Genomic DNA, 14168 nt, shown 5'->3' on the forward strand with positions numbered 1-14168 from the left:
ATAAAAAGTAAAATAATGTCCAGAGTTTTAACGCAGACTAAAAATCGTTATAAAAAAACGATGCTAACAGAGATTGGTATCATCCTCGTTTTGAGTGTGCTGTTAGCTTTCTGGAATGGAAAAAGTGCGGTTGATTTTAGTTTAGGATTTCTCTGTGCTTTTTTACCTTTTTGTTTTTTTGTTTATGTGGTTTTTTATCGCAAACAAAATTTATCAACAAAACTGACCGCACTTTATCGTGGGGAATTTGTTAAATTTATCTTAACAATTATTCTTATCGCTGTAGCATTTAAATGGTTGGTTATAAAAGAATTTATTCTATTTTTTATAGGTTTTTTTATGGCATTAATGTTGAATAACCTCATTCCATTTTTGCTTAATAGGTCTTAATTTTTATAAAGGGTTACTATGTCTGGACAAACAACCTCTGAATATATCAGCCACCATTTATCATTTTTAAAAAGTGGTGATGGTTTTTGGAATATTCATGTAGATACCTTATTTTTCTCTATCGTATCAGCCATTATTTTCCTTTTCATTTTTTCACGTGTTGCGAAAAAAGCGACACCGGGCGTACCAAGCAAAATGCAATGTTTGGTCGAAATTTTAGTGGAATGGATTAATGGTATCGTAAAAGAGAACTTCCATGGTCCGCGTAATGTTGTTGCGCCATTGGCGTTAACCATTTTTTGTTGGGTATTCATTATGAATGCCATCGACTTAATCCCGGTGGATTTTCTTCCGCAATTTGCAGGTTTATTTGGTATTCACTATTTGAGAGCTGTGCCGACAGCGGATATTAGTGCGACACTAGGTATGTCTATCTGTGTATTCTTCTTAATTCTTTTCTATACAGTAAAATCAAAAGGTTTTGGTGGATTGGTTAAGGAATATACGTTACACCCATTTAATCATTGGGCGTTTATTCCGGTTAACTTTATTCTTGAAACCGTCACTTTACTGGCTAAACCGATTTCTCTGGCTTTCCGTTTGTTCGGTAATATGTATGCAGGGGAATTGATCTTTATTCTTATCGCTGTGATGTATTCTGCGGATATGGCACTTGCAGCATTGGGAATCCCGTTACACCTCGCTTGGGCTATTTTCCATATTTTGGTTATTACGTTACAAGCATTCATCTTTATGATGTTGACGGTTGTTTACTTGAGTATTGCTTATAACAAAGCAGATCATTAATTTTATTTTTTTATTAACCAGCTCTAGGGCTAAACTTAACTTCTATTGGAGAACATTATGGAAACTGTAATTACAGCTACAATCATCGGTGCATCAATCCTTCTTGCATTCGCTGCATTAGGTACAGCTATCGGCTTTGCTATCTTAGGTGGTAAATTCTTAGAATCTTCTGCCCGTCAACCTGAGCTTGCATCTAGCCTATTAACTAAAATGTTTATCGTTGCAGGTTTATTGGATGCGATTGCGATGATTGCTGTTGGTATTTCTTTACTTTTCATTTTCGCAAACCCATTCATCGGTTTATTACAATAATCACCTTATTTGCTTATCAACGTAAAACAAGCAGATTAAGGAGGACGTTGTGAATTTAAATGCAACATTGATTGGTCAACTTATTGCGTTCGCAATTTTCGTGTGGTTCTGCATGAAATTTGTTTGGCCACCAATTATTAATGCAATTGAAAAACGTCAAAGCCAAATTGCGAATGCTTTAGCTTCTGCTGAAGCGGCGAAAAAAGAACAAGCAGATACAAAAATGCTTGTTGAAAAAGAAATTTCTCAAGCAAAAATTCAAGCCCAAGAAATTTTAGATTTAGCCAATAAACGTCGCAATGAAGTTTTAGACGAAGTGAAGGCAGAAGCCGAAGAACTTAAAGCTAAAATTATTGAACAAGGCTATGCAGAAGTTGAAGCTGAGCGTAAACGTGTTCAAGAAGAATTACGTATTAAAGTTGCGTCTTTGGCTATTGCAGGTGCTGAAAAAATTGTTGGGCGTACTGTGGATGAAGCAGCCAACAATGACATTATTGATAAATTAGTTGCAGAACTATAAGAAGGTTGAGCTTATGTCAGAATTAACTACCATAGCTCGCCCTTATGCTAAAGCAGCGTTTGATTTTGCCGTTGAACAAAGTACATCTGATAAAAGTGCGGTGGAAAAATGGAATGAAATGTTAGGTTTTCTTGCTGAATTAGTGAAAAACGAAGCAATGCAAAGTTACTTAACAAGTTCTTTTTCCGCTCAAAAACTAGCAGATACGGTGATCTCAATTTGTGGTGAACAATTAGATCAATATGGGCAAAACTTAGTTCGGTTAATGGCTGAAAATAAGCGTTTAGCTGCCCTTCCGCAAGTTTTTAAAGAATTTCAACATTATGTTGAAGAATATAAGGCTATTGCGGAAGTTAAAGTAACATCGGCTCAACCATTAAGCGCCATGCAACAAGAAAAAATTGCTGCCGCAATGGAAAAAAGATTAGCCCAAAAAGTTAAGTTAAATTGCAACGTTGATAGCTCACTCATTGCTGGCGTTATCATTCGTACAGAAGATTTTGTGATTGACGGAAGTAGTCGTGGACAACTTGCCCGTTTAGCAAATGAGTTGCAATTATAAGAGGATTAGAAAATGCAACTAAATTCAACTGAAATTAGTGAATTAATAAAAAAACGCATTGCCCAGTTTAATGTAGAAAGTGAAGCGCGTAATACGGGTACAATCGTTTCTGTAAGCGATGGTATTATTCGTATTCATGGGTTAAGCGAAGTAATGCAAGGAGAGATGATTACACTTCCGGGTAATCGTTACGCAATGGCATTAAACTTAGAAAGAGATTCTGTTGGTGCTGTGGTAATGGGACCTTATGCAGATCTTGCTGAAGGAATGGAAGTTCAATGTACTGGCCGTATTCTTGAAGTACCAGTTGGTCGAGGTTTATTAGGTCGTGTTGTAAACACTCTTGGCCAACCAATTGATGGTAAAGGTGAAATTGAAAATGACGGTTTCTCTCCAGTTGAAGTTATCGCCCCAGGTGTAATTGAACGTAAATCCGTTGATCAACCTGTACAAACCGGTTATAAAGCGGTTGACTCCATGGTACCAATCGGTCGTGGTCAACGTGAATTGATTATCGGTGACCGTCAAACCGGTAAAACAGCATTAGCTATTGATGCCATCATTAACCAACGTAACTCAGGTATTAAATGTATCTATGTTGCTATTGGTCAAAAAGCATCAACAATTGCTAACGTAGTACGTAAATTAGAAGAACATGGTGCATTAGCTAATACTATCGTGGTTGCGGCGTCTGCGTCTGAATCTGCAGCGTTGCAATATTTAGCGCCTTATGCCGGCTGTGCAATGGGTGAATATTTCCGTGATCGTGGTGAAGATGCATTAATCGTTTATGATGATCTTTCTAAACAAGCGGTTGCTTATCGTCAAATTTCCTTATTATTACGTCGTCCGCCAGGTCGTGAGGCATATCCAGGTGACGTATTCTACTTACACTCACGTTTGCTTGAACGTGCTTCTCGTGTAAATGAAGAATACGTAGAAAAATTCACCAAAGGTGAAGTAAAAGGAAAAACCGGTTCTTTAACTGCTCTTCCAATTATTGAAACTCAAGCGGGTGACGTTTCTGCATTCGTTCCTACTAACGTGATTTCTATTACCGATGGTCAGATTTTCTTAGAATCTAACTTGTTTAACTCAGGTATTCGTCCTGCGGTGAACCCGGGTATTTCTGTTTCTCGGGTAGGTGGTTCTGCACAAACTAAAGTTATTAAGAAACTTGCGGGTGGTATTCGTACTGCACTTGCACAATATCGTGAATTAGCGGCATTTGCTCAGTTTGCTTCAGATCTTGATGATGCAACTCGTAAACAACTTTCTCACGGTGAAAAAGTAACCGAATTGTTGAAACAAAAACAATTTTCTCCGCTTTCTGTTGCTGAGCAAGCAGTAGTGTTATTTGCGGTTGAATTTGGTTATTTAGACGATGTTGAATTATCTAAAATTGCAAGTTTTGAAACTGTACTTCTAGATTATGCAAATCGTAATTATGCCGAGTTTATGCAAGAGCTTACTAAAACCGGTAACTATAATGATGAAATCAAAGATACATTAAAAGGTATTTTAGATAGTTTCAAAGCTAATAGTGCTTGGTAGTAACGGAGAAATAAGATGGCAGGTGCAAAAGAGATAAAAACCAAAATTGCCAGCGTACAAAGTACGCAGAAAATTACTAAGGCAATGGAAATGGTTGCAACCTCGAAAATGCGTAAAACGCAGGACCGTATGGCGGCATCTCGTCCGTATTCTGAAACTATCCGTAGTGTTATCAGCCATGTGTCTAAAGCAAGTATCGGTTATAAACACCCGTTTTTAGTTGAACGGGATGTAAAAAAAGTGGGTATTTTAGTTATTTCTACTGATCGTGGAATGTGTGGTGGTTTAAACGTGAATTTGTTTAAAACCACACTTAACCAAATTAAAGATTGGAAATCACAAAATGCGACGACTGAGCTTGGCTTGATTGGTTCCAAAGGGATTAGTTTTTTCCGTTCCCTTGGTTTTAAAGTAAAAAGCCAACTTTCCGGTTTGGGCGATAACCCTTCTTTAGAAGAATTAATTGGTGTAGCAAATACCATGTTTGATGCTTATCGTAATGGAGAAATTGATGCAATTTATATTGCATACAACAAATTCATTAATACGATGTCGCAAAAACCGGTTGTACAACAATTAGTTCCTTTACCGGAAATGGAAAACGATCACTTAATCGAAAGACAACAGGCATGGGATTATATTTACGAACCTGAACCAAAAGTGTTATTAGACAGCCTTTTAGTTCGTTATTTAGAATCTCAAGTTTATCAAGCGGTTGTAGATAATTTAGCTTCAGAACAAGCGGCTCGAATGGTAGCGATGAAAGCAGCAACAGATAACGCAGGCAATTTAATTAATGACCTGCGGTTGGTGTATAACAAAGCTCGTCAAGCAAGTATCACAAATGAATTAAATGAAATCGTTGCCGGTGCGGCTGCGATTTAATAGAAGAGGAACGGTAATGGCGACAGGTAAAATTGTACAAATCATCGGTGCGGTGATTGACGTCGAATTTCCACAAGATGCAGTACCAAAAGTTTATGATGCATTAAATGTTGAAACAGGTTTGACCCTTGAAGTTCAACAACAATTAGGTGGCGGTGTGGTACGTTGTATCGCATTAGGTGCTTCCGACGGTTTAAAACGTGGTTTGAAAGTAGAAAACACAAACGATCCGATTCAAGTACCGGTAGGAACAAAAACCCTTGGTCGAATTATGAATGTGTTGGGTGACCCAATTGATGAACAAGGTCCGATTGGCGAAGAAGAACGTTGGTCTATTCACCGTTCTGCACCAAGCTATGAAGAACAATCAAACAGTACAGAATTATTAGAAACCGGTATCAAAGTTATCGACTTAATTTGTCCATTCGCGAAGGGTGGTAAAGTTGGTTTATTCGGTGGTGCGGGTGTAGGTAAAACCGTAAATATGATGGAATTAATCCGTAATATTGCGATTGAGCACTCAGGTTACTCCGTATTCGCAGGTGTAGGTGAGCGTACCCGTGAAGGTAACGACTTCTATCATGAAATGAAAGATTCCAACGTATTGGATAAAGTATCTTTGGTTTACGGTCAAATGAATGAGCCACCGGGTAACCGTTTACGTGTTGCGTTAACCGGTTTAACTATGGCGGAAAAATTCCGTGATGAAGGTCGTGATGTATTATTCTTCGTGGATAATATCTATCGTTATACCCTTGCTGGTACGGAAGTATCTGCATTATTAGGCCGTATGCCATCAGCGGTAGGTTACCAACCGACCCTTGCTGAGGAAATGGGTGTATTACAAGAGCGTATTACTTCAACTAAAACAGGTTCTATCACGTCCGTACAAGCGGTTTACGTACCTGCGGATGACTTGACTGACCCATCTCCGGCAACAACCTTTGCGCACTTAGACTCAACCGTTGTATTGAGCCGTCAAATTGCGTCTTTAGGTATTTATCCTGCGGTTGACCCATTAGATTCTACATCTCGTCAATTAGACCCATTAGTTGTTGGTCAAGAGCATTATGATGTTGCTCGTGGCGTACAAGGTATCTTACAACGTTATAAAGAATTGAAAGATATCATTGCAATTCTTGGTATGGATGAATTATCAGAAGAAGATAAGTTAGTGGTAGCGCGTGCGCGTAAAATCGAACGTTTCTTATCACAACCGTTCTTCGTTGCCGAAGTATTTAACGGTACACCAGGTAAATACGTTCCGTTAAAAGAAACCATTCGTGGCTTTAAAGGTATTTTAAACGGCGAATACGATCATGTCCCGGAACAAGCGTTCTACATGGTTGGTTCAATTGACGAAGCGCTAGAAAAAGCCAAAAATATGTAATCACTTCAAGCTGATGCATATCAAACTTGAAGGAGAAAAACATGGCAACATTTAATTTAACAGTCGTAAGTGCAGAACAAAAAATCTTTTCCGGTAATGTGAAAAGTGTTCAAGCAACAGGTATTGAGGGTGAACTCGGTGTTTTACCAGGGCACACCCCTTTATTGACGGCAATCAAGCCAGGTATTGTTAAATTTACTTTAGAAAATGATAGCGAAGAAGTTATCTATGTTTCTGGTGGTTTTTTAGAAGTTCAACCAACGATTGTTACTGTTCTTGCGGATGTAGCAATTCGTGGTCAAGAGCTTGATAGCGAGAGAATTCTTGCTGCTAAGAAACGTGCGGAAGAAAACATTCATCAACATCACCATGATGCTGATTACGAATTGTTAATGTCTAAACTTTCTAAAGAATTGGCAAAACTTCGTGCTTACGAACTTACTGAGAAGTTAGTGAAATCTAAACGCTAATTTCACCGCACTTTAAAACCTGTATTAAATCTGCATTCTATAATCGAATTATCTCGTTATTTAGAATGCAGATTTTTTTATTTCTACTTCCTAATAATCTACATCTGTTTTTTTTAATCCGTTTACGATAGCAATACCCGCACTGGCCCCAATACGAGTTGCACCGGCATTTATCATTGCTAATGCTGTTTGTGTATCACGAATACCGCCGGAGGCTTTAACGCCAATATTGCCTACAGTTTGTTTCATTAGTGCAACATCTTCTACGGTAGCTCCACCTTTGTTGAAGCCAGTAGAGGTTTTAACAAAAGCCACTTGCAATGCTTTACAAATTTCACAAGCATGGACAATTTCTTCTTTGGTAAGCAAGCAAGTTTCCAGAATTACTTTTAGTGGTACCCCATGACAGGCATTAAGAACACCTTGAATATCTTCTTTTACAGCTTGCCATTTTCCCGATTTAATCCAGCCAACATTGATTACCATATCAATTTCATTTGCGCCGGCAGCGATAGCCTGTTCAGTTTCAAATGCTTTTACTGAAGTTAAATTGGCACCTAGCGGAAATCCTACAACGGTACAGATTTTTACATTGGAATGCGCTAATTTTTGTTTTGCTAAAGGAATGTAACCAGAATTAATGCATACAGAAAAGAATTGATGGGCAATAGCCTCATCACAAAGTTTCAAAATATCTGCTTCGGTTTTTTCCGCGGTTAGTGCGGTATGATCAATGTAATGTGCAATTTGTTTTGCTTCCATTTGTATTTCCTCCTTAGAAAAATAATCAAACAATTATAACTAAAATAAATTTAATGAACGTGATCCATTTAACGTTTCTAAGGTTTTGCCGTAAGTGAGAATAATCTTTGTGCTTTTTATTATAGGTATCAAGAAAAGAGAGAGAAAGTGCGGTGGGTTTTTACCGTGTTTTTCACTGCAATATTCCGTTAGAATGTGTCGAGAACAGTGGTTTTGCCTGCGTGGCTATTAAAATGTTATATGAGGTTGTAATGAAAAAATGGTGGCGATATGCCTTGTTTGTTTTATTTGTGTTAGTGGTTGGGGTGTGTTCTCTGCCATGGTGGTTGACGCCCAAACAGGTAGAACAAATGGCTAACCATTTTTTATTTCCTGAATACCGTTTACAGCTTTCAGATCAATGGTTGATGCAAAGTAGTGAACTACAACTTTCTGAATTACAGCTGGCTACCTCAGAATGCACACTTGCTAGGTTACAAAATGTTCGTTTGAATTGGTGGCCGCCTCGTCTTGAGGTGGAAAATACGGTAGTGGATTATGCTTGTTTTGAGCATTTGCCAGTGAGTGAAGAGTCAAAAACACCGTTAAAATTGACCGCACTTTTTGACATTATTCCTGATAGTGAATTGGTTATTGAACATTTACGCATTAAAGGGCTGGATGAAATACAACAACCAATGTTACATCAATTGATTTCTTCTGATATGTCAGTAACCGCGCATTATGATGGTGAACAACTGCAGCTTCATGCTAATACTAGAACGAATGTGGGATTGCTATTACAACATCATTCTACTCTTATTCGTCAACATTCTGTCTTTCAATGGCGTGGACAAACAGATTTTCATCCCTCTACCACAGAGAACTATCATTTAAATTTCACATTGCAACTTAATGATGAATTATGGCAGCCACCTTCACAGGGAGACATTATTCTGGATTGGCAGAATTCTCAATGGACTGTGGAAAAAGGACATTTTCAATTTGTTTGGAATGGGGTTGAGGGAAAAATAACCGCGCAAGATTTAACTCGAAATGCACCTTTGCTTGATATTCCTTTTACTTTTACGGAGAGCGGATTGGATATTTCTTGGGGGACTTTTTATTGGACGTTTGATGGGTATCAGCCGATAAAAGGCTTCTTGGGTTTGGCTGCTCGTAAGCCACAAGAAGGTTGGCTACCTTTAGGCCTAGATTTAAACGTTATATTGCAAACCTTTGGCGAACAAGGCAAAGGGGAAATTGTTATTTCAGGTAAAAATGGTGAGATAGGCGGTGAAAAGAAGAATGCGCTTTTCTTTGATCTGACGACTCGAGGGGATTTACGTTATAACAATACAGTGGCGCAAACGAACTTGAAATATCATATTGGTGGTGACTTTGATTTGCCTTTATTGCGTTTTTACCCCGGCTCTATTTTTAAAATGGATAATTTACAGCCTGACTCAAAAATCCATGTGCGCATACCTTTAGATGATGTTCTAATTGGGCGCTATGGTTTAGAAGGGCGATTGCAAGCAACGTTGCAAGGATTTACACCACAATTTGAACAATTGGATTTGAAATTAGATGGGCTGGCACATGAGTTTATTGCCGGTATTAAAACAATTTTTGAATTGCGTGATGAGCGACAAAAACTTCGTGTAGCTGAATTGCAGGCTGCAAATCGTTGGGATTGGACAATTGAAGGTGATGCGCTGTGGAAATCTTTAAAGACGCCGGTAAATATGAAAGGTATTGGTTTTTGGGAGGGGGATCATATTGAGCTTAACCAACTTTTTGCGCATTCTGGAAAAGTGAGTATTGATGGCGTCAAAATGGCTCCTCTTTCTTTAGAGCTGAAAGATCGTTTACGTTGGAATTACGAAAAACAACATATTCGAGGATTGATGCAAGCAAAAACTGACTGGATTGAATTTGCCTATGGTGGACGGTTTGAAAAACCGGTTTTTGGTTTAGGGATTGATGGAAAAAGCATCGATCACTTTAATGCTGCAGGGGATTTAAAAGCGGGTTCACTTGGTCCGTTAGATTTGTTTGCAACATATGAAAATAATGCGCTTAGCGGAAAAATTAGTTGGAAAGAACAATCGGCAAAAGTCTTCCAATCGTTGTTTCCACAACAATGGGAATGGATTATTCACCAAGGTAGTATTAAAGGGGAAAGTGATTTCGTTATTAATAGTAACGGCATTGCCATGACAGGCATATTCAATTTACACCATGGAAAAATCACCATGCCGGATGGTGAAATTGAAGGGCTTAATATTTCTTTTCCTTTGAATTATCAAAATCTTAAATTAAAGGTTAAACCAACCCAACCGATTCATCTCTCTGTTAAAAATATGCGAATGGGAGTGCTTACAACGCATAATGGCGCATTTGATATATTCGGAACATATCCTTATTCAGAGCATCATCCGTTGACTTTAAGTAAAGTAAAAATAGGTTTGTTTGATGGAGAATTAACGGTAGATAAGCTGAATATTCCTCAGCATCAAATAGCGAACCTTTCCTTTAAAAATATTGACTTATCACAAGTGCTAGAAATGGCGCAGTATAATCAGTTGAGTTTAAACGGACGGGCAAATGCAACATTTCCTTTTTGGTTGGAACATAAAACTTGTTTGATTTGTAATGGTACGTTAGAGCAAGTTGGTAAATTACACCTTAAAGTGAATGAGAGTGTTGTGGATGGCTTAAAAAAAGGTGGTTGGACAGAAGGTATTTTGGTGGATTTACTTAAAGAATTGGAATTAAACGGTTCTCAGGCTTCCATTGATTTAGCGCCGAATGGGCAAATGACATTACGTGCGACTATCAATGGGTTTAATCCTACTAAGCAAAGCCATCATCCAATAACTTTAAATTATATGCATAGAGAAAATATGTTTGAGTTGTGGGACATGATAGACTACGGCTCGCAATTTGAACAAAAATTACAACATCGACTTTATCGGCAGTTAGAAAAATGAAAAAACACCTGAAAAAATCACCGCACTTTTTTTGCTTATTGCTTTGTTTTGTACTTGTGGCTTGTACCCCAACGATTCAGCTAGACACCCCTAAAGAAGGCATTACTATCAACATGAATGTAGTAGTAGATCATAATATCAGTGTCAAAATGGATGAAAAAACACAAGCGGCAACAGGTGCTAGCGTAAAGTCTTCGGTGAAATAAGGAAATTCCGCATAGGTTCGCACCGTATTATAAGAAATAAAAAGCCTTTAAAACTTTTGTTTTAAAGGCTTTTTATTTTAGTTTATTGGGCTAGGCTTATCTAAATTGTTAATTACTGTTATTGCTAGAACTGTATAATTTGATTTTTATTCCGTATAACTAAAATCTAAAGTGCCTATAAAAAATGGCGGTAATCGGGAGGTTTCGGAACGTTATAAAAAAGAGGTTTTTGGGAATTATCAAAAAGCGATTTAACCAGAAGATGATGATGGTTAGAAATATGAAAAATTGGCAGTCTCCGCGCGTCAGAGGTCCTGTGGAGGTGCTATTCTCTCAGGAGTACCTTTCAGTAAATCTGTTTTATCTGCCAACATCGCGGTATAAAACGACAACAGAGAAAATCTGCCGTCATCTTGTGCTTGATAGAATTTCGCTAAAAATTCTACCAGCTCGTCGGGGTTGATGGTGTTGATGCATTTCACGGGTGGTTCTGTTTGGCGGCGCGTTCTTGTTTAGCTTGGCTTCGTAGGTACGCGGATCAATATTATTTGCCAATAAGCGCTGATATTCCTCTCGCTTAGCGCGCACATCAGCAAGGGAAAATTCAGGATAGCTTCCTAAGCCTAATTTATCCCGCTTCTTGAGGTGAGGATGATAGTAACTAAAAATCCATAACTTCGCCCCAGTTGGCTTTATGCGTAGAATAAGACCGCTCCATCGGAAAGCGTATATTCCTTCGATTTGCGCTTCGATTTTCTAATTTCTATTTTAGGTCCTCGCAAAGAACCTATTTATATAAAAATTAGGGAGTAATTAAAAATTCTTCATCTGGGGAACTACACGGGGAACTAAAAAACGATGACTAGTAACTTATGTAGATTTACAATAAAGCTTTTTAGATATTGGTTTGGTGGGTTGTTTATGTGGATTTATGCGGGATGACATGGATTGGTGGAGATCGTAGGAGTTGAATTTAATACTTAATTAATTGTTTTTAAATGATTTAATTTTCACCACATCTAATTATGGTACTATTTATAGTACTAAAATTTTTTTAATCGTTTATTTTGTCTATTTTTCACACAACTTTTAAGCTCATGAGGGCTTTTTAAAATCAACCCCATGCAAGCACTTTTCCCTACGGTTTAACCGGTCGAAAATTTGCTCCCGTTCTTCCTTACTCAAAGAGAGAAAAGCCGTACTATATCCACCATGTTTCACGGCATTAAATCGGCTGTTCTGATAGTTATCTGTATTGCTATTCGCTTTGACCTTTTGTATTTCCACCACCTCAGCATGATAGTTTTTTTACTCTATAAAAAAGAGATTACGACAAATAAAAAATTAAAAAAATAAAAAAGAAAAAGTTTTTTTGTGAAAAGTAACCACTTCAACCACTTCTTAGGGTTGTTTTTAGTTTAACCATTTGAATTTAAATATAAAAATAGAAGTGGTTACTTGTTTCAGTTGCCACTTGGTAACCACTTATTTAGCCACTTTTACCCCTCAGTAACCACTTTTTAGCACGTTTTTAATGTGTTTTTGGTGAATTTTCTGCAATAAAAAAGCGACTGTTTAAGCCGCTTTGTTTGGGTTATTCGGTTTCGCTTTCAATGATCTGTACGTGTAAATTGGTATAATTTATACACCTTTATACAAAATTATATATGCTTTGTATAACTATACATTGAATGTATAAAAATGTATAAATTGTCTTTTTTTTTTGAGCGCACTAATTTGAAAATTCTGTAACTCTTTCCGGTAAAAGGCACTTCCAAAGACAGGGTAACCAATCCACGGGGTTTCAGTCGTTACTTGGTAACCACCTCTAACCACCAGCAAAGAAGAAAAACGCGATCAAATCGCGTTTAATGGCTAGTTTTTAGTTTGTTGTAACCTTTCCAATAAGTCGCTAGGTGATATATATCCTACTTGGTTTCCGCTCTTTAACTGTCCAAAAAGATTTAGGTCGGCGAGTCTTTTCAAATCTTTTCGTGCAGTATTTTCTGTAATGCCATATTCAATACTAACTTCTTTTGCAGTAAAAATAGTTCCCATTTCCTTGGCGGCTTTTTGCAGTAGCTGAATTTGCCTGTCATTTAGTCTAGGCACTACGCTTGCGGTAAATTTTGCTATTGCGGAACTAAAAGCTTTGAAATTATTTTGTTTATCACTGATATATTTTTCTAAATCAATAATAGCTCGCTTTATTGTTTCTGCTTGGTAGTATAGAAAATAGGTTATATCTAAATCATCTGTTTCTGTATAAAGATAAGCCCGCGCATATTTTGACGGTGCTTCTTTTAATAACCGACTGATAGAAATATACTCAAACAACCAATACCCATTTTTTAGCATAAACCAGTAAAACAAGGCGCGTGCGGTTCTGCCGTTACCATCTCCGAAAGGGTGAATAAAGCCGATAAGAAAATGAAGAATTATTGCTTTAACCACAGGGTGAATAAATTCCCCATCTACGCCGTTATGATTAGTATTAGCAAAATCACAAAAACTTTGCATTAGTGATGGTAAATCCTCATATTTGGGCGGCTGGTGTACAATGTCTCCGTCGTAATCTGCAATATAAATATCATCATCTTTTCTAAATTCGCCTGATATTGCATTGTTTTCTATTGCTTGATCTGTAGCTATGCGGTGCATTTTCAAAATCACGTCAAGAGAAAGAGGGGTGTTTTTGAGGGCAATAGCCTGTTGGATTAAGCGGTAGTTATTGACAATCATCCTTTCGTCTTTGGTTCTAGGTTTCCGTGCAGTCTCTAACATTTCCTTTGCCACTTTGCGAGTAGTAGCTGCGCCTTCAAGCTGTGCGGATGTTATCGCCTCTTCCATTATTAAAGATTTCAATAAAAATCTAGATTGTTCGCTGTGACTTAATCCTGCAAGATTGTTCGCGCCAATACTGCCACCTGCGGTTTTATCAATAAAATGCAACAAGGCTAGTAATGATGTGGGAGCAGAATAATTAAAGTGGTATTGCCCAATCGTTAAATGATTAAATAACGCCCCACGGCTTAATTTTGTAGCCATCCAAGCTAATTCTGTATTTTTTGTGTAAATCCGCTTGAATTTATCCCAATGCAAATACCTCCCTTTTTCATCAATAGCTTTATATTGCCCTATCAATGAAATATTTTCAGGGGTTAGTTCTGTCGCTAGCAATTCTGCTAATGGTTTTGGTTTTGATACTTTCATAGAAAAACAACGCAATTTTAAAATACTGCGTTAGTTAAGCACTTTTTTGAAAAGTTGTCTATGCTGGAGAGAGAAAATGTGAACAAAGAAAACTAAGTATTAGGGCATGTTTTAATAAAAAA

14 protein-coding genes are annotated in these 14168 nt (G+C 37.6%); 11 read left to right on the plus strand and 3 right to left on the minus strand.

Annotation, left to right across the window (positions count from 1 at the left end):
- The first annotated feature begins 15 nt into the window (after positions 1-15).
- The 9 genes from DK415_RS07590 to DK415_RS07630 are packed head-to-tail and all read left to right on the plus strand — an operon-like array spanning position 16 to position 6890.
- On the plus strand, positions 16-390 hold the full coding sequence (locus tag DK415_RS07590) for an ATP synthase subunit I (RefSeq protein WP_109433115.1): 375 nt from the start codon (positions 16-18) through the stop codon (positions 388-390).
- A gap of 18 nt (positions 391-408) precedes the next feature.
- Positions 409-1197, plus strand: a complete 789-nt coding sequence (atpB, locus tag DK415_RS07595; protein WP_109433116.1) for a F0F1 ATP synthase subunit A — start codon at positions 409-411, stop codon at positions 1195-1197.
- 57 nt (positions 1198-1254) lie between these two features.
- The gene (gene atpE, locus DK415_RS07600; protein ID WP_005702422.1) at positions 1255-1509 is read left to right on the plus strand and encodes a F0F1 ATP synthase subunit C; all 255 of its coding nucleotides are present in this window, start codon (positions 1255-1257) and stop codon (positions 1507-1509) included.
- A 49-nt stretch (positions 1510-1558) separates the two neighbouring features.
- The gene (atpF, locus tag DK415_RS07605; RefSeq protein WP_006719898.1) at positions 1559-2029 is read left to right on the plus strand and encodes a F0F1 ATP synthase subunit B; all 471 of its coding nucleotides are present in this window, start codon (positions 1559-1561) and stop codon (positions 2027-2029) included.
- 13 nt (positions 2030-2042) lie between these two features.
- On the plus strand, positions 2043-2591 hold the full coding sequence (gene atpH / locus DK415_RS07610) for a F0F1 ATP synthase subunit delta (protein WP_109433117.1): 549 nt from the start codon (positions 2043-2045) through the stop codon (positions 2589-2591).
- A gap of 12 nt (positions 2592-2603) precedes the next feature.
- Positions 2604-4145 (plus strand): F0F1 ATP synthase subunit alpha, encoded by a 1542-nt coding sequence (gene atpA / locus DK415_RS07615; protein WP_109433118.1) that lies wholly within the window; start codon positions 2604-2606, stop codon positions 4143-4145.
- Positions 4146-4160: 15 nt separating this feature from the next.
- The gene (gene atpG / locus DK415_RS07620) at positions 4161-5030 is read left to right on the plus strand and encodes a F0F1 ATP synthase subunit gamma (protein WP_048749161.1); all 870 of its coding nucleotides are present in this window, start codon (positions 4161-4163) and stop codon (positions 5028-5030) included.
- A gap of 16 nt (positions 5031-5046) precedes the next feature.
- Entirely contained in the window at positions 5047-6420 is a 1374-nt protein-coding gene (atpD, locus tag DK415_RS07625) for a F0F1 ATP synthase subunit beta (RefSeq protein WP_006719891.1), read from the plus strand.
- Positions 6421-6461: 41 nt separating this feature from the next.
- On the plus strand, positions 6462-6890 hold the full coding sequence (locus tag DK415_RS07630) for a F0F1 ATP synthase subunit epsilon (protein WP_109433119.1): 429 nt from the start codon (positions 6462-6464) through the stop codon (positions 6888-6890).
- Between the two features lie 90 nt (positions 6891-6980).
- Here the strand turns inward: DK415_RS07630 and deoC are convergent, their stop codons facing one another.
- Entirely contained in the window at positions 6981-7652 is a 672-nt protein-coding gene (gene deoC / locus DK415_RS07635; RefSeq protein ID WP_109433120.1) for a deoxyribose-phosphate aldolase, read from the minus strand.
- Between the two features lie 251 nt (positions 7653-7903).
- Here deoC and DK415_RS07640 point away from each other — a divergent pair, with 251 nt between their 5' ends.
- Entirely contained in the window at positions 7904-10627 is a 2724-nt protein-coding gene (locus DK415_RS07640; protein ID WP_109433155.1) for a YdbH family protein, read from the plus strand.
- Positions 10624-10833 (plus strand): YnbE family lipoprotein, encoded by a 210-nt coding sequence (locus tag DK415_RS07645; RefSeq protein WP_109128938.1) that lies wholly within the window; start codon positions 10624-10626, stop codon positions 10831-10833. Before DK415_RS07640 ends, DK415_RS07645 begins: the two co-directional genes overlap by 4 nt.
- 408 nt (positions 10834-11241) lie before the next feature.
- Here DK415_RS07645 and DK415_RS07650 read toward each other — a convergent pair whose 3' ends face one another.
- On the minus strand, positions 11242-11586 hold the full coding sequence (locus tag DK415_RS07650) for an Arm DNA-binding domain-containing protein (protein ID WP_338081944.1): 345 nt from the start codon (positions 11584-11586) through the stop codon (positions 11242-11244).
- Positions 11587-12708: 1122 nt separating this feature from the next.
- Complete coding sequence (locus DK415_RS07660; protein WP_109433122.1) at positions 12709-14046, minus strand: Fic family protein; 1338 nt, start codon at positions 14044-14046, stop codon at positions 12709-12711.
- Positions 14047-14168 lie beyond the last annotated feature (122 nt).

Source organism: Aggregatibacter segnis, from assembly GCF_003130075.1.
Lineage (GTDB): Bacteria > Pseudomonadota > Gammaproteobacteria > Enterobacterales > Pasteurellaceae > Aggregatibacter > Aggregatibacter segnis_A.

Bases quoted from the DNA above. Each gene is read 5' to 3' on its own strand.
- atpD (WP_006719891.1), top strand. From the start codon at position 5,047: ATGGCGACAGGTAAAATTGTACAAATCATCGGTGCGGTGATTGACGTC.
- DK415_RS07645 (WP_109128938.1), top strand. From the start codon at position 10,624: ATGAAAAAACACCTGAAAAAATCACCGCACTTTTTTTGCTTATTGCTT.
- DK415_RS07660 (WP_109433122.1), bottom strand. From the start codon at position 14,046: ATGAAAGTATCAAAACCAAAACCATTAGCAGAATTGCTAGCGACAGAA.
- DK415_RS07590 (WP_109433115.1), top strand. From the start codon at position 16: ATGTCCAGAGTTTTAACGCAGACTAAAAATCGTTATAAAAAAACGATG.
- atpB (WP_109433116.1), top strand. From the start codon at position 409: ATGTCTGGACAAACAACCTCTGAATATATCAGCCACCATTTATCATTT.
- DK415_RS07630 (WP_109433119.1), top strand. From the start codon at position 6,462: ATGGCAACATTTAATTTAACAGTCGTAAGTGCAGAACAAAAAATCTTT.
- atpG (WP_048749161.1), top strand. From the start codon at position 4,161: ATGGCAGGTGCAAAAGAGATAAAAACCAAAATTGCCAGCGTACAAAGT.
- atpH (WP_109433117.1), top strand. From the start codon at position 2,043: ATGTCAGAATTAACTACCATAGCTCGCCCTTATGCTAAAGCAGCGTTT.
- atpE (WP_005702422.1), top strand. From the start codon at position 1,255: ATGGAAACTGTAATTACAGCTACAATCATCGGTGCATCAATCCTTCTT.
- DK415_RS07640 (WP_109433155.1), top strand. From the start codon at position 7,904: ATGAAAAAATGGTGGCGATATGCCTTGTTTGTTTTATTTGTGTTAGTG.
- atpA (WP_109433118.1), top strand. From the start codon at position 2,604: ATGCAACTAAATTCAACTGAAATTAGTGAATTAATAAAAAAACGCATT.
- deoC (WP_109433120.1), bottom strand. From the start codon at position 7,652: ATGGAAGCAAAACAAATTGCACATTACATTGATCATACCGCACTAACC.